The organism is Priestia sp. P5 (assembly GCF_029522155.1).
Lineage (GTDB): Bacteria > Bacillota > Bacilli > Bacillales > Bacillaceae_H > Priestia > Priestia megaterium_E.
In genome coordinates this window covers 755,181-773,049 of the sequence record NZ_JAKWFJ010000002.1, presented here as the reverse complement: position 1 = coordinate 773,049, position 17,869 = coordinate 755,181, and the positions used below count along the sequence as shown (strand labels likewise).

Here is a 17,869-nt window from a genome sequence, read left to right as displayed (position 1 = left end):
TCTTACATTATATCATACGAGAATCACTCTCAACTAAATTTTTTCATCAAAGTGACAAATAAGGAGAAAGCGCTTATACTTTTAGCAAGGGGGCATTTATGATGAATTCAATTATTATGTTAAAAGGAAAAGTAAAATATACGCTGACACTCGACCCAAGCGTGTGGATTTTCGATGACCGCAAGCTCGATATGGACGTTTTCTTTGAACATCCACCCGAGCAAAAAGACGAGACAGAAGCGTACACAAAGGCTGTTTCGAAGCATTGGGACCGTGAAATTCAAGAAGGAGCCGTCTTTCCTCCTACGTTAAAAACCGAAAAGAAATTCAAAAAACAGGAGCTAGTAAATGGAACATTTGGCATTTTATTTGCACCTTTTCTAGCAAACGCTTCACCTACTGAAGACGCTACCAACGTTTCATTTAAAACAAAAGACGCGCTGATTTCTTTTTCATTAGAAGAAGCGCAAAAACTAATCTTTGGTTTCAGCCAAGACGGAAAGCCTCTTAGAGAAGACGGGCCTATCTATGTCTATTTACCGGACGGATCTAACCGAAATAACCCTATTAAATATGTGGAAGAAATCATCGTTACATAATAAAAAAAGGGGGGTTCCAAAAGGAACCCCCCTTTTTTTTAAAGAATATCAGCTGCTAATTGTGCCAGCCCGGAGCGCTCTCCTTTGATTAACCGAACGTGGCCCGATACTTTTTGCTCTTTAAACTTTTCAACTACGTACGTTAATCCGTTGTTATACTCATCTAAATAAGGATGATCAATTTGAGCCGGATCTCCCATAAGCACAATTTTACTCTTTTCCCCTACCCTTGTTAAAATTGTTTTAATTTCATGCTTCGTTAAATTTTGCGCTTCATCAATAATAATAAACTGTTCCGGAATGCTTCGGCCTCTTATATACGTCAAGGCTTCCACTTCTATTGAACTCAGCCCCGCTAGAATCGCATCCAGTTCTCCAGGTTTTTTAGTGTTGAATAAGTACTCTAAGTTATCATAAATTGGCTGCATCCATGGACGAAGCTTCTCCTGCTTTTCTCCTGGCAAGAATCCAATATCTTTCCCTAAAGGAACAATTGGACGAGCTACAAGCAGCTTTTTAAAACATCCTAGATCTTCCGTCTGCATAAGTCCTGAAGCTAAAGCAAGCAGCGTTTTACCCGTACCTGCCTTTCCAATTAACGTGACCAGTTGAACGTCGTCTCTAAGAAGAAGTTCTAAAGCCATAATTTGCTGAACATTTCGAGGTTTGATTCCCCAGATATGATCATATTCAAATAAAAGCTTTTTTACTTTTGTTGTTGTTTGATCGACAATGCCGATGGCTGATCCGGATCCCCCAAATGCATCTTTCATCACTAAGAATTGATTTGCAAAAAAGGAGTGGTTCGCAATTTGAGACGTTAGCAGCTCTCCTTTTTCGTAAAATTGACTCAGCAGTTCTTTTGCAATATAGACTTCCGAAAAGCCTGTATAAATACTATTGAATTCCACTACTCGATCACTTAAAAAATCTTCTGCTCTTAAGCCGATTGCGTCAGCCTTCACACGTACCAACACATCTTTACTCACTAGTATCACTTCACGTCCATCTTCTTTTGTTTCCTCTTCAAGAGATAGATTTTTAGCAACAGCTAAAATTCGATTATCATTTGTTTTTTCCACAAAGATTTCTTGAAGCTGTTGAAAAGAGCGATGATTGAGTTCAATTCGCAAATGGCCCCCATTTTCTAAAGGGATTTTCTCATATAACTTTCCATGTTGTCTTAAGTTATCAATGAGTTTGGATACCTGCCTTGCATTTCGTCCGACTTCATCCATGTTTCTTTTTTTCGAATCAACTTCTTCTAGTACAACGGCCGGAATCACTACTTCGTTATCATCAAATGAAAAAATTGAATGCGGATCTTGTAATAAAACATTCGTATCTAATACATAAATTTTTCCCAATAATTCAGCCTCCTACTCCGATTGTTTTTCCTGTAAGGAGTGAAACAAGGCACCCATCCATTTATATACTATGTAACGCACATGTGTGAAGTGACCTTAAATGGACGGACCATTTTCTTTAAATATATGAACACGTGTATAAAGATAGAAGAACTATTAGAAACTAAATACAAATTACTACAAAAAATGAGTCATTCATAAGGAGGAGTCTCCCACATGAACAAATTTTTTCTATCCATTAGCTTATGTTTTATTACACTAACCGGCTGCAATAATAACCAAGCAGACGTTGAAGAAGGGCAAAAAACAGATCGAATTGTACAGGTCAAAAATTCATCTCCTGAACGCTCTCACAAGCGTACTGCTAATGAAATATCAGCGCATTTAGTTGAACTGGCTTCAAGCGTTCCGAATGTAAATGATGCTACTGCCATTGTGCTCGGTAAGTATGCAATCGTAGGCATTGACGTCGGCAAAAATATTGATCGTTCAGAAGTAAGTTCAATCAAATATACAGTTGCCGAAGGTCTGAAAGCTGATCCGTACGGCGCTAATTCTGTTGTTATTGCAGATCCTGATACGGTGGCTCGGCTAAAACAAATTGGAAATGAAATTCGCAAAGGTCGGCCGGTCACAGGATTTTTAGATGAATTAGCGGCCATTGTAAACCGGGTGATGCCTGAATTTGCAGAAGAAATTCGCCGAAATCCTAGTTCAACAGATACAAACAATCAAAAATTAAATAATAAACAAGAGCAAAATTTAAAGAATGAGCAGGAAAAACAATCTAATAATCATCTTCAAAAAAATGAATAAGAAAGTCGCTTAGCGGCAGGCTGCTGCTAAGCTTTTTTTATCGCTTCAATTACTTGCTTATCAAGTTTAGCGGCTGCTACTGGATCATAGGTCTTTTCATATGAAGGGTTTACTGAAATCTTAGAACCATAGAACATGACATCTCTTACTTCATTAATATCTAGTTCAATTAGCGTCAGCTTTAAAGCTACCCCTTCTAACTTTTCTTGCACTACCTCAGCTATTCCGCTGATTGAGTAGCATGATTCATTAGCAAGAATATTTACCACTGCTTTATTCGTATGTTTAATGTTTTCTACAATCCTCGATTTGACATCTACGGCAAATCGAATTTTTTGTTTAGTCGGAGCTACTAACCACGAAATGGCACTAACATTTGGAGCGTTTGTTTCAAAATCAATAGTTGAAATGGTTGCAAATCTCTCTGTCTGTAGCTCATCGTATAATGCATCTACTAATTGAGTCTCGACTTCGTTGGCCATTTTCATCCCTCCTACTGTTTATGTACTTACTAGTTACTATCTTCGAGCTAACAAGCAAAATTACCTGCTTCTTTAGGAATGTTTTCCTATCGTTCCTTTTCTACTGAGAGATAGCACCGCAAAAAAACTTTATAAAACAAGAATTTTCGGCTAGAATGATGTATAGAGAAGTTGAGGTGATAGAAATGAGAGTACAATGTGTCATGTGCGATAAAATTGAAACGATTGAGGATGAAACACTCGTAGCAAAACGACTGCGCAACCGTCCTATCCATACATATATGTGCAATGAATGTTCTGAACGGATTGAAAAACGAACAAAAGAACGCATAGCTACCGGTAACTTTAAACTATATGAGTCGAAAAAGACAGAGGAGGATTGGTAAGGTGCTCCGATTAGGAATAAGTATTGGCATGTTAAGCGGGATTATCCTTGGGTTATGTTTAAAATGGATAGAATGGCTAACCGGCAAACAAGTTTATACCCTTTTATTAAATGTTGATTTTATTCCTATCATTGGCCTTATTCAATGGCGTGAATGGGTAGAGTTTGTTTTTCATTTACTCATTGCCTTTGTAATTGGGATCGTTTTTGTTTACATAGTAGGTAAATTAAACAATATGTCTATTCGAAAAATCGTATTGTGTTCCTTTTTGTTAACACTTCCAACCATTCCTTTGTATTTTCCGTTGACGCTGCTTGCGCTCAAGCCTACGCCTGCGGTGGATGATGCAGTAGCGATTTTTTATTGGACAGCGGGCCATTTAATTTTCGCAGCCGCTCTTGTCTTCGGCTATATCATACTAAAAAGACGCTTGTAGCTACAAGCGTCTTTTTATGTAGTCTTTTATGAACCCAACGTGGAGTTTTGCTTTTTAGCCTGATACAGCCGTATTTTATAAATAATTAATACAAGCGCTGCAACCACAAGCCCTTCAGCTACAGGTAAAAAAATGCCTAAAAACGTTAAGATCGTACATCCAAAAGCTAAAAATAGATAAATAACAACAGATTTTAAAAGCGGCAGCTTCTTTGCAAATCCAAGTTTGTACACGAGAACAGATAGCCCTAAAATGGTAAAGTATAACAGCCACATTCCTATTTTTGCATGTTCATCTACTTGATACAAAGCAGCAAAAAATGAAAGGTGTTCTTTTACATCCATAATTCTTCCCCCTATTCCTTACTTTACATTATTCGATATAAGCCACCTTTTTCCTTTCCAAATTCCTTCTTTATAAAACGCTTTCAAAAAATAGAAAATTCTGATATAATAGATAAAAAACAAGCCGCTAGCAAATAAAGCTAACGACTTACTTTTTTATTATTTCGTGTCAGCGTATTTTTTCTTTTTCGCTGCTTTTTCACGTTCATTTTTATCAAGAATTTTTTTACGTAGACGAATAGATTCTGGTGTGATTTCACAATATTCATCTTCGTTTAAATATTCAAGTGATTGCTCTAAAGACATAATACGAGGTTTTTTCATACCTGTTGTTTGATCTTTATTAGCAGAACGCATATTCGTCATTTGCTTCATTTTACAGATGTTAACAACGATATCATTTTCACGAGTGTGTTCTCCTACGATCATACCTTCGTATACTTCTGTACCTGGTTCAACGAAAATTGTACCGCGGTCTTCTACGCCTTGGATTCCATAAGTAGATGATTTACCGCTTTCCATAGAAACAAGTACACCTTGACGGCGACCTCCAACTTGACCTTGCTGCATTGGTTGGTAGCTATCAAATGAATGGTTAATGATACCGAATCCACGAGTTAACGATAAGAACTCAGTTGTATAACCGATTAAACCACGTGCAGGAACCATAAAGATCAGACGAACTTGACCGCTGCCGTTGTTAATCATATCAACCATTTCACCTTTACGAGCACCCATTGATTCCATAATAGAACCCGTATGTTCTTCAGGCACGTCGATTTGCACACGTTCAACTGGCTCACAGCGAACGCCATCAATTTCACGAACGATTACTTCAGGTTTTGATACTTGAATCTCATATCCTTCACGACGCATGTTTTCAATTAAAATAGATAAATGAAGCTCTCCACGTCCTGAAACGACCCATACATCCGGTGAATCAGTATTTTCCACGCGTAAACTTACATCCGTCTCAAGTTCAGACATTAAGCGCTCTTCAATTTTACGAGATGTAACAAATTTACCTTCACGGCCAGCAAACGGTGAATTGTTTACTAAGAACGTCATTTGTAAAGTAGGTTCATCAATACGTAAAATTGGCAGTGCATCTTGGTGGTCAAACGGACATACGGTTTCACCTACGTTGATGTCTTCCATTCCTGATACAGCGATCAGGTCTCCCGCTTTTGCTTCTTCGATTTCAACACGCTTTAAGCCTAGGAAACCGAATAATTTTGTTACACGGAATTGTTTTACCGTACCGTCAAGCTTCATTAATGCAACCTGCTGGCCTACTTTCATTGTTCCGCGGAATACGCGACCTACACCGATACGACCAAGATAGTCATTGTAGTCAAGCATTGCCACTTGGAATTGAAGTGGTTCGTCGCTGTTGTCTACTGGTGCTGGAATGTGCTCGATGATTGAGTCAAATAGAGATGACATGTTCTCATCTTGCTTTTCAGGATTCGTGCTAGCCGTTCCGTTGATTGCTGAAGCATAAACAACAGGGAACTCAATTTGTTCCTCGCTTGCACCTAGTTCAATAAATAAGTCAATTACTTCATCAACTACTTCAGTTGGACGAGCAAAGTCACGGTCAATTTTGTTAACAACAACAATCGGCGTCAAGTTTTGCTCTAATGCTTTTTTCAATACAAAGCGAGTTTGAGGCATACATCCTTCATATGCATCTACTACAAGTAGAACACCGTCTACCATTTTCATAATACGCTCAACTTCTCCACCGAAGTCAGCATGTCCTGGCGTATCCATAATGTTGATACGCGTATCTTTATAATTAATAGCTGTATTTTTTGCTAAAATTGTAATTCCACGCTCACGCTCAAGGTCATTTGAATCCATCGCACGTTCTTCAACATGCTCATTAGTACGGAATGTTCCGGACTGATGTAATAATTTATCTACTAACGTTGTTTTCCCATGGTCTACATGGGCAATAATGGCAATATTACGTAAATCTTTACGAATGTTCACGCATTTCACTCCTATGCTTGTAATAACTAAGCTATTATATCACACTAACTCTAGAATTGCAGAATGATTTTGTTGTACACTATAAATATCCGTTATAAATGGGAGGAATCAACATGAGAAACATTAAGTGGGTATTTGTTTTATATGCATTTATCGCAACTGCGGCAATTATGTCAATCGGCATATTTATCGGAGAAGGAAGCGCTCTCGGGGTCATTTTAGCTATCGCAGCTTTAATTGTTGTAATGGGCCTTGGCTTTACGACTAAGAAAAAAATGCGAGAAAAAGGGCAGCTGTAATTTTTTTGCGATGATTGAAAGCGTCATGGCCATTTGCAACATCAAAATGGTTCATGACGTTTTTTCATCACAAAATTTTTTGACTACACGTAAGTCTTCACTTCTATTTTATTTATTCCACTTTCCTTCAAGGTACGTACGAAAGATTTCGTCATGTAATGTTGGTTTGCTTACAAATACACTGCTTTTTTCAAGAATCTCTAACGGCTTTCCTTCTAAATCCGTCATAACTCCTCCAACTTCTTCAATCAATACTTTACCGGCAGCAAAGTCCCATGGAGCCAAGCGTAAAGTAATGTATCCATCCAAGCGTCCAGCCGCTACGTAAGCAAGCTCAATAGCTGCGGATCCATATGAACGGGTCCCTCTTACTTTACGCACAAGCGGACTTAATACGGAAGGATCAATACGGCGGTTCTCCGTCACCCATGTTGCATTTAGGCTAATAATAGCTTGTTCAACTGGTACAGGTTCAAGTTTCGGCAATTGGATATCATTCATAAACGCGCCCTGTCCTTTTAAAGCATGATACAGCTCATTATGAATAACATCATAAATATAACCTGCTTGTCCTACACCATCTTCAAATATACCGATGGAAATAGCAAAATTTCGCTGCTGATGAACAAAGTTCATCGTCCCGTCGATTGGATCGATAATCCAAATCGTTCCTTCGTCTGATTCAAGCTCTTCTCCATATCCTTCTTCTCCGAGAATATGATGTTCCGGAAAGGTTTCATTGATTTTTGAGATAAAAAACTGTTCAATTTCTTTATCCATATTTGTTACTAAATCATTTGGATTCGATTTCGTTTGAATGAGAAGCTCTTTACTAAACGACTGTTGAATTTTTTGTCCAGCTTCTTTTAGCCATTCTTTAACGTATGTATCAATTTCTTTCCAGCGTTGCGTCATCTCAATTCCCCCTCAAAAATACGTCTCTTATTTAAGCTTAAAAAAACCTCTGCAAGATGTCAATTAACAGAGCACGTGGGAGAAGAACTGCCGCTTCTTCTCCCACGTGCTCTGTTACCACTTATGAATCTGCTCATTCAGTTTAATCCTTTTTTACAGTTTACCCTTATTTGTTCTATTTTATTCCCGTATCTGCTACTGAAGAGATATCATTTCTTCACGAAGTTTCTCGAGCTTTCGCTTACATTTTTGTTTTTGTTCCTCATTATTCTCCATCATGGCTTCATATAACGTTGCTAACTCGTAATCTAACTCCAAACGAATTACACCTAATCTTTTTTGTCCATCATTCTTCTTATACATATTCACCACTTGTTTCATGTTTCAAACACCCCTCTCAAATTATTGAACCCGCTTATAGAAAACTAAATTTTCAGATATTTTGATTGATATAGTCTATGTCGAAACCTAATCTCATGTAACTAAATTGTGTGATTACCTATAAAAAAATGATAGACACGTTTTGACAAGCATATGCGAATTAATTGGTGTTTATGCTTTTCATGTGGTAGAATCTTCGCGTAAATCATACTTACTTGCATAGATGCACAGCAGCTATACATATTCACTAAAAAACGGAGGTTTCACATGGCATTCTCAGGATTTTCACAAGATGACTTTAACGTATTCCGTATCGAAGGGCTTGATGCACGTATGGAAGCCATCAAGACAACGATACGCCCAAAATTCGAACAATTGAGCAATCATTTTGCTCCTACTCTTTCTTCACTTTGTGGAGATGAAATGTTCGTACACATTGCCAAACATGCACGAAGAACAGTTAACCCGCCAGCAGATACGTGGGTAGCCTTTGCTAACAGTAAACGCGGGTATAAAAAGCTCCCTCATTTTCAAATTGGCCTTTGGGAAACACACGTCTTCGTGTGGTTCGCCGTCATTTACGAATCACCTATTAAAGAACAATTTGGAAAGCTGCTAAAACAAAACATTGAGGAGATTCGTCAAAATATCCCAGCCTCGTTTGTTTGGTCGAAAGATCATACAAAACCTGATAGTGAAAAAATGGGCGACTTATCTTCTGAAGACTTAGAGAGTTTGTTTGAACGTCTAGAGACGGTTAAAAAAGCTGAGATCCTATGCGGCATTACGATTCCAAAAGAAGAAGCGATTGCAATGAACGGCGAAGAATGGATAGCTCGTATTGAACAAACATTTCATACGGTAACTCCATTATATGAACTAACTAAAAAAGCATATGCATAATTTTCACGAATTGATATAAAAAAAATGGAGCCAAGCTTGGCTCCATTTTTTACATTTTTATGATGTCTCCAGAAGAAGCAGCCTTTGCTTTTTGAATCGTTCGATAAGAAGAGTATTTGCTTTGGTCTTCAAAATCGTTACAGATTGTTTTTTCTTCTGCTTTACTTGGCACAATTTCTTTAAATCGGCGATAGACTGCCATTAGGTTATCGCGCTCAATACCTTTTTCATAAGCACGTTCAATGCTTTCAAAAAACTTCACTACATCAATAATTTCTTCTGTACTCCAATCAAGGGAGATAGGGTATTGATATTCCACTTCTCATCACTCCATTTATTTCTTCAATCTATGTATATCTATATTCTTAACTCTATCACAATCTATAATGTACACAAAATTTATTCTCTTTTCACACAAAAGAATTTCTCCTTTTTTTTCTTTTTATTTTCTCTTTAAAATATCTTTGCAAATGGGTTAATAAGTGCTATAATTCTTTTGTTTTATGGGGATTTTCAAAACATAAAGAACTATAAAATAATGAGTAATAAGCAGTTTACAATTACTTGTATTTTTTTAACTAAAAATTGTATTTATATTATCAAACAGTAGTAAACATACGCGTTTCATTCATTTATATAATGGTTAAAATCAAGAAAACTGCCGAGTAGAATTTCTGTTGAATTTCTTTTATAGAAAAAAGATCTGATATTTTAATATGTAGAATCCAACAGCCGCTCGTTTTTGATATATAAAATTGAATGCTGTAATTTGATAAAAAACAATCAAAGTCCCTCTAAGCTTTGCTTAGAGGGACTGACAATTTATGATAAAAGAGGTGTATAGCAAAGTTGTCTTCTCAATTTTCAACTCCATTATTTACTGGATTGGTTAATCACGCTAAGAAAAACCCAACACAATTCCATATCCCTGGACATAAAAAAGGAAATGGAATGGATCCTGAATTCCGCTCATTTATTGGCGATGACGCTTTATCCATTGATTTAATTAATATCGGTCCTCTTGATGACCTTCACCAGCCAAAAGGCATTATCAAACAAGCGCAGGATTTAGCTGCAGAAGCATTTGGTGCTGACCATACTTATTTCTCTGTTCAAGGAACGAGCGGAGCAATTATGGCAATGGTCATGGCGACATGTGGTCCTGGAGATAAAATTATCGTTCCTAGAAACGTGCATAAATCTGTTATGAGTGCGATTGTTTTTTCAGGAGCTACGCCTATTTTTATTCACCCTGAAATTGACGAAAATCTTGGCATTTCTCACGGTATTACATCGGACTCTGTAGAAAAAGCCTTAAAGCAGCACCCTGAAGCAAAAGCAGTGCTTGTTATCAATCCAACTTATTTTGGAATTTCTGGAGACCTTCGTAAAATCGTAGAAATTGCCCACTCGTATCAAGTGCCTGTACTTGTTGATGAAGCTCACGGCGTTCATATTCACTTCCATGATGATTTGCCTCTGTCTGCTATGCAGGCCGGTGCAGATATGGCAGCAACAAGCGTGCATAAATTAGGGGGCTCTATGACGCAAAGTTCAATTCTAAACATACGCGAAGGCTTAATTTCTCCAAAACGTGTACAGTCTATTTTAAGTATGCTCACAACAACATCAACATCTTATCTGCTGCTGGCTTCTTTAGATGTTGCACGAAAACGTTTAGCTACAGAAGGAAAAGAGCTGGCTGAACGTGCAATTTCTCTTGCTGAAAAAGCACGAAAAGAAATTAATACAATTGAGCATATCCGATGTATAGGCAGAGAAATTTTAGGCACAAAAGCTACGTATGATTTAGACCCTACTAAATTAATTATTTCTGTTTCAGATTTAGGAATTACGGGCTATGACGCAGAAAAATGGATGCGTGAAGCTCATAATATCGAAGTTGAAATGTCTGACCTTTATAATATTCTATGTATTATCACGCCTGGAGATACAGAAGAAGATCTTTCACGTCTGGTCACGGCTCTGCGTGAGTTATCTGCAAAATTCCATAATCTTTCTGAGACAACGGCAAAACCGGCTATTTTATTGCCTGATATTCCTGTATTGGCTTTAACACCTCGCGATGCTTTTTACGCTGAAACCGAAGTGGTACCTTTTCATGAGTCGGCAGGTCGTATTATTGCGGAATTTGTGATGGTCTATCCTCCTGGTATTCCTATTTTTATTCCTGGGGAAATCATCACTGAGGAAAATTTAACCTACATTGAAACAAACTTAGAGGCAGGTTTACCAGTGCAGGGTCCGGAAGATTTTGAATTAAAAACATTTCGTGTCATTAAAGAACATAAAGCAATTCAATAAAAAAAAGGTGCGAACTTCCGCACCTTTTTTTATTGAATTAATCTAAATCTTCATCTGCTTTTTGACATTCTCCGCTTTTACATGTTGAGTATAATCGCGTCACTTTCTCATCTTCGAAATGATCAATTGTGCAGTTACATGTTTGACATACGATTGTTCCCATTTTGTAAACTCCCCTTTAACCGTCTTTTTTTGTAAGCGTTTTACAACTCTTGATATTATATTATTATGTCACATTAAATATGTCAACAACTAATTAGTATGTCACATTAAAAATATTTTTCTCATAATTGTTATATTTGTTTTCAAAAAGCCGAACGCTTAGCATCGTCTCTATTTATATGAAAAAACAATGTCTAATTTCACATCTATTTCATCACTTTAAAATAATTACGAAAAATAAGAATTTGAGTAACATTAATATTGTTTTAGCGATTCTGTTAATGCTATTCTTGTTATTTGCAGGTCCGACCAACTTTATTATGGACTTATTCGTTACAACAATCGGCAGCTACATTCAAAACTTGCCGTCGATGAGTTTTCGATTGAGCCCGTTTGATAACAGCACCTGGGTTCAAGATTGGACAATTTTCTACTGGGCATGGTGGATCGCTTGGGCACCGTTCGTTGGTACGTTCATTGCTCGTATTTCACGAGGTAGAACCATTCGAGAATTTTTAATTGGTGTACTAGCTGTTCCGACCGTATTTGGTGGATTATGGTTTGCTGTATTCGGAGGTTCTGGGGTCTACTTAGACTTTTTTAAGGATCTTCCTGTTATGGATGTTATCAACAATAAAGGAACAGAAGTTGCTTTATTCTATGTACTTGAACAGTTTCCATTTGGTACGTTCATGTCCATTGTCGCTATTTGCTTAATTGCTACATTCTTCATTACATCAGCTGACTCAGCTACATTTGTTTTAGGAATGCAGACAACAAATGGTGATCTAAATCCTTCAGGCTCTATTAAACTTACATGGGGCTTAATTCAATCGTTAACAGCAATTATTCTGCTTTGGACAGGTGGTTTGGATGCGCTCCAAACGGCTGCGATTATAGCAGCACTTCCATTCTCAATTGTTCTGGTGCTAACGGTCTTCTCATTAATGAAGGCATTTAAAGAAGAAGCTGCATTGAAAAAAGAAAAAAAATCTGTGTAACATAAAAAAGGGTTTGCTTATATAAGCGAACCCCTTTTTTATGTTATGCCATGCAAAATAAAATTAGTTGATAACATGTCAAGCAGACAGCTGACGTCGTGCCTGTCATCATAAGTGCCAGTCTTTTAGATTTAACGTTCATTTCTGCTATACCGTAAGCTAAATAAGCAAATACTAAAAATAAAATAATTTTAGATGTCAATTGATCACGTTTTGATAATAATTCAACCAGTGAATACCCCATCCAAATAACAATGTGTAAGCTCCAAACGAAATACGTCTTCATAGCTCCTTCGCCGCCTTTTCATTCGTTATCCAAAAGAGCAATTTTTTATCTATCTATAAGGAAGGCACGTCCCACTTCATATGTATGCACCTAGAGCTCATTTAAGACTTCCTCAGCGCTTTTTACACGTTTCTTCTAAAGGAGTATACCCATTAGCAACAAAAACTGTCTGACAAGCATCTGATACTTTATGAAAACCGTTTTCTTCAAAAAAAAAGCTGATGCATATGCATCAGCTTTTTAAAAACATTATTTTACAATGTGAATTGGGCTTCCAATAGCTACTTCAGCAGCTTCCATTGTGATTTCACCTAATGTTGGGTGAGCGTGAATTGTTAATGCGATATCTTCAGCTGTTACGCCAGCTTCGATAGCAAGACCAAGCTCAGCGATCATGTCAGATGCGCTAGGTCCAGCGATTTGAGCACCAACAACTACTCCGTCTTCTTTACGAGTGATAAGCTTTAAGAAGCCTTCTGCAGCGTTAAGTGCAAGCGCACGTCCGTTAGCAGCAAATGGGAATTTAGAAGCTTTAACAGCTAATCCTTCTTCTTTCGCTTGTGCTTCAGTATAACCTACAGATGCAAGCTCAGGCTCAGAGAATACAACTGCTGGAATTCCTAAGTAGTCAATTTCAGCAGGTTCGCCCGCGATTACTTCAGCTGCGATTTTACCTTCGTAAGAAGCTTTGTGTGCAAGTGGTGGTCCAGTTACGATATCACCAATTGCAAAGATGTTGCTTACAGATGTACGAGTTTGGTTATCGATTTCGATAAGACCACGGTCAGTCATTTTAACGCCAACTTGCTCAAGACCAAGCTCATCAGTGTTAGGACGACGGCCTACAGTAACTAATACGTAGTCAGCATCGATTACTTTTGACTCTCCGCCTACTTCAAACGTAACTTGTACGCCGTCAGCAGTTTCTTCAACACCTTTAGCCATTGCTTTTGTATAGATTTCAACGTTTCCTTTTTTCTTAAGGTTACGTTTAACAAGTGAACTCATTTGTTTCTCAAAACCAGCTAAGATTTCATCAGCAGCTTCTACAAATGTAACTTCTGTACCGAAGTTAGCAAAAGCAGTACCAAGCTCAGTACCGATGTAACCTCCGCCGATTACAACTAATTTTTTAGGAACTTCTTTAAGCGCTAATGCACCTGTAGAGTTGATTACGCGCTCAGAGAATTTGAATCCAGGGATCTCGATTGGACGAGAACCAGTTGCAAGGATAGCATTTTTGAATTTGTACGTTTGTGCAGAATTTTCATCCATTACACGTACAGTTTCGCTGTCAACGAAGTAAGCTTCACCTTTTACGATGTCAACTTTGTTACCTTTAAGAAGGCCTTCAACACCGCCAGTAAGTTTGTTTACAACGCCGTTTTTGAATTCTTGAACTTTAGAGAAATCAACTGTTACGTTCTCAGCGATAATCCCCATGTCTTCAGAATGTTTAGCGTGTTCAAAACGGTGACCTGCAGCGATTAATGCTTTTGAAGGAATACAACCAACGTTTAAGCATACGCCTCCAAGGTTACCTTTTTCTACGATTGTAACTTTTTGACCTAATTGAGCTGCACGAATTGCTGCAACGTAGCCACCAGGGCCAGCACCAATGACAAGAGTATCAGTTTCGATTGGGAAATCTCCTACTACCATTTATTACGCCTCCATTAATAATAATTCTGGATCATTTAATAAACGCTTGATTTGGTTAAGAGCGTTTTGAGCTGTTGCGCCATCGATAATACGGTGGTCAAAGCTTAGTGATAATGCTAATACTGGAGCAATTACAATTTCACCGTCGCGTACAACTGGTTTTTCAGCGATACGTCCGATACCTAGAATTGCAACTTCTGGGTGGTTGATAACAGGAGTAAACCATTGTCCACCAGCAGAACCAATATTTGTGATTGTACAAGAAGCGCCTTTCATTTCAGCAGGAGCTAATTTACCATCACGTGCTTTTCCAGCAAGGTCGTTAATTTGATCAGAAATTTCGAACACAGATTTACGATCAGCATTTTTCACAACTGGTACTAAAAGACCTTTTTCAGTGTCAGCAGCGATACCGATGTTGTAGTAATGTTTTTGAATTACTTCATCAGTAGAGTCATCGATTGAAGTGTTAAGAGCTGGGAACTTCTTAAGTGCTGAAGTTAACGCTTTTACCACGTAAGGTAAGAATGTTAATTTAATACCTTGATCTGCTGCAACTGTTTTGAATTTTTTACGATGAGCAACAAGAGCTGTTACATCGATTTCATCCATTAATGTTACGTGTGGAGCAGTGTGTTTAGAGTTAACCATAGCTTTTGCGATTGCACGACGGATACCGCTCATTTTCTCGCGAGTTTCTGGTAGGTCGCCTTCAGGAATAGCTTGTGCTGCTGCTGCTTTTGGTTCAGCTGAAGCAGTTTCCTCTTTAGCTGGAGCTTCAGCAGTTGCTGTAGCTGTAGAACCACCAGATAGGAAGCCATCGATGTCATCTTTAACAATACGTCCGTTTTTACCTGAACCAGGAACAGCTTTAATGTCTACACCTTTTTCACGAGCATATTTGCGCACTGAAGGCATAGCAATTACTTTACGGTTAGGATCAACATCAGCTTGTGCTGCAGGAGCCGTTGCTTCTTCAGTCACTTCTTCAGTTGAAGCTTCTTCTTTAGCTTCTTCTGCTGGTGCATCATCATGATCGTCACCTTTGAATTTTAAGTCTTCGTATCCAGGAGCATCAAAAGTAACGATAACTTGTCCTACAGTAGCTACTGTACCTTCGTCAACTTTTACTTCTAATACTTTACCTTTTACAGGAGATGGGATTTCAACAACAGCTTTGTCATTTTGTACTTCTGCTAGTACATCATCCTCATCAATTTCATCTCCAGCTTTTACGAACCATTTTACAATTTCACCTTCGTGGATACCTTCACCGATATCCGGCAGTTTAAATTCAAATGCCACGTGTCTTCACCCTCCTAGTTAGTTGCGTTCAATTTGTTAGTGTTTATTTTATCTAAGACAGAAATCAGCACAAAGCTGATTTCTATCACAGTAAAATGCTAATTAAAATTCAAGTACTTTCTTAGCTGTTTCAACGATATCTTTGTGGTCTGGTAACCATACGCCCTCAGCTTGAGAGAATGGGAACACAGTATCCGGTGCTGTTACACGTAATACTGGTGCTTCTAAGCTTAAGATTGCACGATCGTTAATTTCAGCTACAACGTTAGCTGCGATACCAGCTTGTTTTTGAGCTTCTTGAACTACTACTACGCGACCAGTTTTTTCAACTGATGCAAGAATTGTATCGATATCTAAAGGTTGAACTGTACGTAAGTCCACTACTTCAGCAGAGATACCTTCTTTTTCTAGTTCTTCAGCTGCTTTTAATGATGAGTGTACCATTGCACCGTAAGCGATAAGCGTTACGTCTGTACCTTCACGTTTCACATCAGCTGTACCTAAATCAATTGTGTATGATTCTTCAGGTACTTCTTGACGGAATGAACGGTAAAGCTTCATGTGCTCTAAGTATACAACCGGATCGTTATCACGAATTGATGAAATTAAAAGACCTTTTGCATCGTATGGAGTTGAAGGAATTACAACTTTTAAACCAGGTTGAGATGCTACGATACCTTCTAAGCTATCAGCGTGAAGTTCTGGTGTATGAACGCCTCCACCGAATGGTGAACGGAATGTGATTGGTGCATTCCAGCGACCGCCAGAACGGTAGCGCATACGTGCAGCTTGACCTGATACAGAATCAAGTACTTCGTATACGAAACCAAAGAATTGAATTTCAGGAACCGGACGGAAACCTTGAGTCGATAGACCCACAGCAAGACCACCGATACCAGATTCAGCTAATGGCGTATCGAATACGCGATCTTCGCCGAATTCTTGTTGAAGACCTTCAGTCGCACGGAATACTCCACCGTTTACGCCAACGTCTTCACCAAAAACTAATACGTTTTCGTCGTTTTTCATTTCTGTGCGTAACGCATCAGTAATCGCTTGAATCATTGTCATTTGCGCCATGGCTTACTTCGACTCCTTCTCTTTGTAGATTTCATATTGCTCTTGTAAGTTTGAAGGCATAGTTTCGTACATGATTTCCATTAAATCTGTAACTTTTTGTTTTGGATAATCGTCAGCCTTCTTAATAGCTTGTTTGATATCTTCTTTAGCTTGCTCGATTACTTTGTTTTCTTCTTCTTCATTCCAGATGCCTTTAGCTTCTAAGAATTTACGGAAGCGAACAAGTGGATCTTTCTTTTCCCACTCAGTGTCAAGCTCAGCTGTACGATAACGAGTTGGATCGTCACCAGCCATTGTATGTGGACCATAACGGTAAGTTAATGTTTCAATTAAAGTTGGACCTTCACCGTTTACTGCACGCTCACGAGCTTCGCTTACTGCAACGTATACTGCTAGTGCATCCATACCGTCTACTTGAACGCCTGGGATACCAACAGCCGCTGCTTTTTGAGCGATTGTACGTGCTGCAGATTGCTTTTCAACTGGTGTTGAAATTGCAAAGCGGTTGTTTTGTACAACAAAGATTGCTGGAGCTTTGAATGCACCTGCGAAGTTCATACCTTCGTAGAAGTCACCTTGTGAAGCTCCGCCGTCACCTGTATAAGTGATTGCTACTGCTTTTTTACCGCGCTTTTTAAGACCTAGTGCCACACCAGCAGTTTGCACGATTTGTGCACCGATGATGATTTGTGGAGAAAGTATATCTACACCTTCTGGCGCTTGGTTACCGTGGAAATGACCACGTGAGAATAAGAACGCTTGATATAGTGGAAGACCATGCCAAATTAACTGAGGCACATCACGGTACCCAGGTAAAATGAAGTCTTCTTTTTCTAATGCGAAATGTGAAGCGATTTGAGAAGCTTCTTGCCCAGCAGTTGGTGCATAGAAACCTAAACGACCTTGACGGTTCAATGAAATTGAACGTTGATCAAGAATACGAGTGTATACCATGCGAGTCATTAACTCTTTTAATTTTTCGTCAGATAAATCTGGCAACGCTGATTTATTTACTACTTCGCCCTCTTCATTAAGAATTTGGAACGTTTGGTACTGCTCAGCGATTTTATCAAGTTGCTTTGATACATCAATAATAGCCTTTTTAGTTTTAGCAGCCATCTA

The 17,869-nt window shown here is 38.4% G+C and carries 20 protein-coding genes and 1 pseudogene; 8 read left to right on the top strand and 13 right to left on the bottom strand.

Annotated features, from left to right (window positions below; all coding sequences use genetic code 11):
* Positions 1-98 precede the first annotated feature (98 nt).
* A complete protein-coding gene (locus MMB69_RS20695) occupies positions 99-599 on the top strand; it encodes a hypothetical protein (RefSeq protein WP_014460988.1) in 501 nt (166 codons plus the stop codon).
* A 38-nt stretch (positions 600-637) separates the two neighbouring features.
* Here MMB69_RS20695 and MMB69_RS20690 read toward each other — a convergent pair whose 3' ends face one another.
* Positions 638-1,966: a PhoH family protein gene (locus tag MMB69_RS20690; protein ID WP_013056072.1), complete on the bottom strand. Its 1,329-nt coding sequence runs from the start codon at positions 1,964-1,966 to the stop codon at positions 638-640.
* 216 nt (positions 1,967-2,182) lie between these two features.
* Between MMB69_RS20690 and MMB69_RS20685 the strand changes: the two genes are divergently transcribed.
* The gene (locus tag MMB69_RS20685) at positions 2,183-2,782 is read left to right on the top strand and encodes a YhcN/YlaJ family sporulation lipoprotein (RefSeq protein WP_074678412.1); all 600 of its coding nucleotides are present in this window, start codon (positions 2,183-2,185) and stop codon (positions 2,780-2,782) included.
* Positions 2,783-2,808: 26 nt separating this feature from the next.
* Here the strand turns inward: MMB69_RS20685 and MMB69_RS20680 are convergent, their stop codons facing one another.
* Positions 2,809-3,264 carry a pyridoxamine 5'-phosphate oxidase family protein gene (locus tag MMB69_RS20680; RefSeq protein WP_028414102.1) on the bottom strand — a complete coding sequence of 152 codons (456 nt, stop codon included), beginning with the start codon at positions 3,262-3,264 and terminating at the stop codon, positions 2,809-2,811.
* A 185-nt stretch (positions 3,265-3,449) separates the two neighbouring features.
* Between MMB69_RS20680 and MMB69_RS20675 the strand changes: the two genes are divergently transcribed.
* Together MMB69_RS20675 and MMB69_RS20670 are read left to right on the top strand one after the other, a co-directional pair.
* Positions 3,450-3,650, top strand: coding sequence for a YlaI family protein (locus MMB69_RS20675; protein WP_013056069.1), 201 nt, complete (start codon positions 3,450-3,452; stop codon positions 3,648-3,650).
* A gap of 1 nt (position 3,651) precedes the next feature.
* Positions 3,652-4,086: a hypothetical protein gene (locus tag MMB69_RS20670; protein ID WP_277448377.1), complete on the top strand. Its 435-nt coding sequence runs from the start codon at positions 3,652-3,654 to the stop codon at positions 4,084-4,086.
* Positions 4,087-4,112: 26 nt separating this feature from the next.
* On the opposite strand, the gene MMB69_RS20665 is transcribed toward MMB69_RS20670, so the two are convergent.
* A complete protein-coding gene (locus tag MMB69_RS20665; RefSeq protein WP_013056067.1) occupies positions 4,113-4,430 on the bottom strand; it encodes a YlaH-like family protein in 318 nt (105 codons plus the stop codon).
* Between the two features lie 159 nt (positions 4,431-4,589).
* Complete coding sequence (gene typA / locus MMB69_RS20660) at positions 4,590-6,428, bottom strand: translational GTPase TypA (protein WP_013056066.1); 1,839 nt, start codon at positions 6,426-6,428, stop codon at positions 4,590-4,592.
* Positions 6,429-6,541: 113 nt separating this feature from the next.
* Here typA and MMB69_RS20655 point away from each other — a divergent pair, with 113 nt between their 5' ends.
* Entirely contained in the window at positions 6,542-6,727 is a 186-nt protein-coding gene (locus MMB69_RS20655) for a YlaF family protein (RefSeq protein ID WP_016763441.1), read from the top strand.
* Between the two features lie 108 nt (positions 6,728-6,835).
* Here MMB69_RS20655 and MMB69_RS20650 read toward each other — a convergent pair whose 3' ends face one another.
* Together MMB69_RS20650 and MMB69_RS20645 are read right to left on the bottom strand one after the other, a co-directional pair.
* Positions 6,836-7,642, bottom strand: coding sequence for an inositol monophosphatase family protein (locus MMB69_RS20650; RefSeq protein ID WP_221785654.1), 807 nt, complete (start codon positions 7,640-7,642; stop codon positions 6,836-6,838).
* A gap of 195 nt (positions 7,643-7,837) precedes the next feature.
* Positions 7,838-8,023, bottom strand: coding sequence for a hypothetical protein (locus tag MMB69_RS20645; protein ID WP_013056063.1), 186 nt, complete (start codon positions 8,021-8,023; stop codon positions 7,838-7,840).
* 267 nt (positions 8,024-8,290) lie between these two features.
* On the opposite strand from MMB69_RS20645, the gene MMB69_RS20640 reads away from it, so the two are divergent.
* On the top strand, positions 8,291-8,926 hold the full coding sequence (locus MMB69_RS20640; RefSeq protein ID WP_057238635.1) for a YktB family protein: 636 nt from the start codon (positions 8,291-8,293) through the stop codon (positions 8,924-8,926).
* Positions 8,927-8,975: 49 nt separating this feature from the next.
* Here the strand turns inward: MMB69_RS20640 and MMB69_RS20635 are convergent, their stop codons facing one another.
* Complete coding sequence (locus MMB69_RS20635) at positions 8,976-9,245, bottom strand: UPF0223 family protein (RefSeq protein WP_014460994.1); 270 nt, start codon at positions 9,243-9,245, stop codon at positions 8,976-8,978.
* Positions 9,246-9,775: 530 nt separating this feature from the next.
* Here MMB69_RS20635 and MMB69_RS20630 point away from each other — a divergent pair.
* Complete coding sequence (locus MMB69_RS20630; RefSeq protein ID WP_277448376.1) at positions 9,776-11,251, top strand: aminotransferase class I/II-fold pyridoxal phosphate-dependent enzyme; 1,476 nt, start codon at positions 9,776-9,778, stop codon at positions 11,249-11,251.
* Positions 11,252-11,288: 37 nt separating this feature from the next.
* On the opposite strand, the gene MMB69_RS20625 is transcribed toward MMB69_RS20630, so the two are convergent.
* Positions 11,289-11,414 carry a GapA-binding peptide SR1P gene (locus MMB69_RS20625; protein WP_013056059.1) on the bottom strand — a complete coding sequence of 42 codons (126 nt, stop codon included), beginning with the start codon at positions 11,412-11,414 and terminating at the stop codon, positions 11,289-11,291.
* A 238-nt stretch (positions 11,415-11,652) separates the two neighbouring features.
* Here MMB69_RS20625 and MMB69_RS20620 point away from each other — a divergent pair.
* A pseudogene (locus MMB69_RS20620) lies at positions 11,653-12,414 on the top strand (BCCT family transporter); the annotation flags it as partial.
* Positions 12,415-12,457: 43 nt separating this feature from the next.
* Here the strand turns inward: MMB69_RS20620 and MMB69_RS20615 are convergent.
* The 5 genes from MMB69_RS20615 to pdhA all read right to left on the bottom strand — a co-directional run bounded on the left by MMB69_RS20615 (position 12,458) and on the right by pdhA (position 17,866).
* A complete protein-coding gene (locus tag MMB69_RS20615; RefSeq protein WP_014460997.1) occupies positions 12,458-12,700 on the bottom strand; it encodes a hypothetical protein in 243 nt (80 codons plus the stop codon).
* Between the two features lie 249 nt (positions 12,701-12,949).
* Complete coding sequence (gene lpdA / locus MMB69_RS20610) at positions 12,950-14,362, bottom strand: dihydrolipoyl dehydrogenase (protein ID WP_013082295.1); 1,413 nt, start codon at positions 14,360-14,362, stop codon at positions 12,950-12,952.
* A gap of 3 nt (positions 14,363-14,365) precedes the next feature.
* Positions 14,366-15,667, bottom strand: coding sequence for a dihydrolipoamide acetyltransferase family protein (locus MMB69_RS20605; RefSeq protein ID WP_013082294.1), 1,302 nt, complete (start codon positions 15,665-15,667; stop codon positions 14,366-14,368).
* 102 nt (positions 15,668-15,769) lie between these two features.
* Positions 15,770-16,747: an alpha-ketoacid dehydrogenase subunit beta gene (locus MMB69_RS20600; RefSeq protein WP_013056055.1), complete on the bottom strand. Its 978-nt coding sequence runs from the start codon at positions 16,745-16,747 to the stop codon at positions 15,770-15,772.
* 3 nt (positions 16,748-16,750) lie between these two features.
* Positions 16,751-17,866: a pyruvate dehydrogenase (acetyl-transferring) E1 component subunit alpha gene (pdhA, locus tag MMB69_RS20595; protein ID WP_013082293.1), complete on the bottom strand. Its 1,116-nt coding sequence runs from the start codon at positions 17,864-17,866 to the stop codon at positions 16,751-16,753.
* Between the last annotated feature and the right edge of the window lie 3 nt (positions 17,867-17,869).

Coding starts and splice junctions, on each gene's coding strand:
- MMB69_RS20695 (WP_014460988.1), top strand. CDS start 99: ATGATGAATTCAATTATTATGTTAAAAGGAAAAGTAAAATATACGCTG.
- MMB69_RS20685 (WP_074678412.1), top strand. CDS start 2,183: ATGAACAAATTTTTTCTATCCATTAGCTTATGTTTTATTACACTAACC.
- MMB69_RS20680 (WP_028414102.1), bottom strand. CDS start 3,264: ATGGCCAACGAAGTCGAGACTCAATTAGTAGATGCATTATACGATGAG.
- MMB69_RS20675 (WP_013056069.1), top strand. CDS start 3,450: ATGAGAGTACAATGTGTCATGTGCGATAAAATTGAAACGATTGAGGAT.
- MMB69_RS20665 (WP_013056067.1), bottom strand. CDS start 4,430: ATGGATGTAAAAGAACACCTTTCATTTTTTGCTGCTTTGTATCAAGTA.
- MMB69_RS20655 (WP_016763441.1), top strand. CDS start 6,542: ATGAGAAACATTAAGTGGGTATTTGTTTTATATGCATTTATCGCAACT.
- MMB69_RS20650 (WP_221785654.1), bottom strand. CDS start 7,642: ATGACGCAACGCTGGAAAGAAATTGATACATACGTTAAAGAATGGCTA.
- MMB69_RS20645 (WP_013056063.1), bottom strand. CDS start 8,023: ATGAAACAAGTGGTGAATATGTATAAGAAGAATGATGGACAAAAAAGA.
- MMB69_RS20640 (WP_057238635.1), top strand. CDS start 8,291: ATGGCATTCTCAGGATTTTCACAAGATGACTTTAACGTATTCCGTATC.
- MMB69_RS20625 (WP_013056059.1), bottom strand. CDS start 11,414: ATGGGAACAATCGTATGTCAAACATGTAACTGCACAATTGATCATTTC.
- MMB69_RS20615 (WP_014460997.1), bottom strand. CDS start 12,700: ATGAAGACGTATTTCGTTTGGAGCTTACACATTGTTATTTGGATGGGG.
- lpdA (WP_013082295.1), bottom strand. CDS start 14,362: ATGGTAGTAGGAGATTTCCCAATCGAAACTGATACTCTTGTCATTGGT.
- MMB69_RS20600 (WP_013056055.1), bottom strand. CDS start 16,747: ATGGCGCAAATGACAATGATTCAAGCGATTACTGATGCGTTACGCACA.
- pdhA (WP_013082293.1), bottom strand. CDS start 17,866: ATGGCTGCTAAAACTAAAAAGGCTATTATTGATGTATCAAAGCAACTT.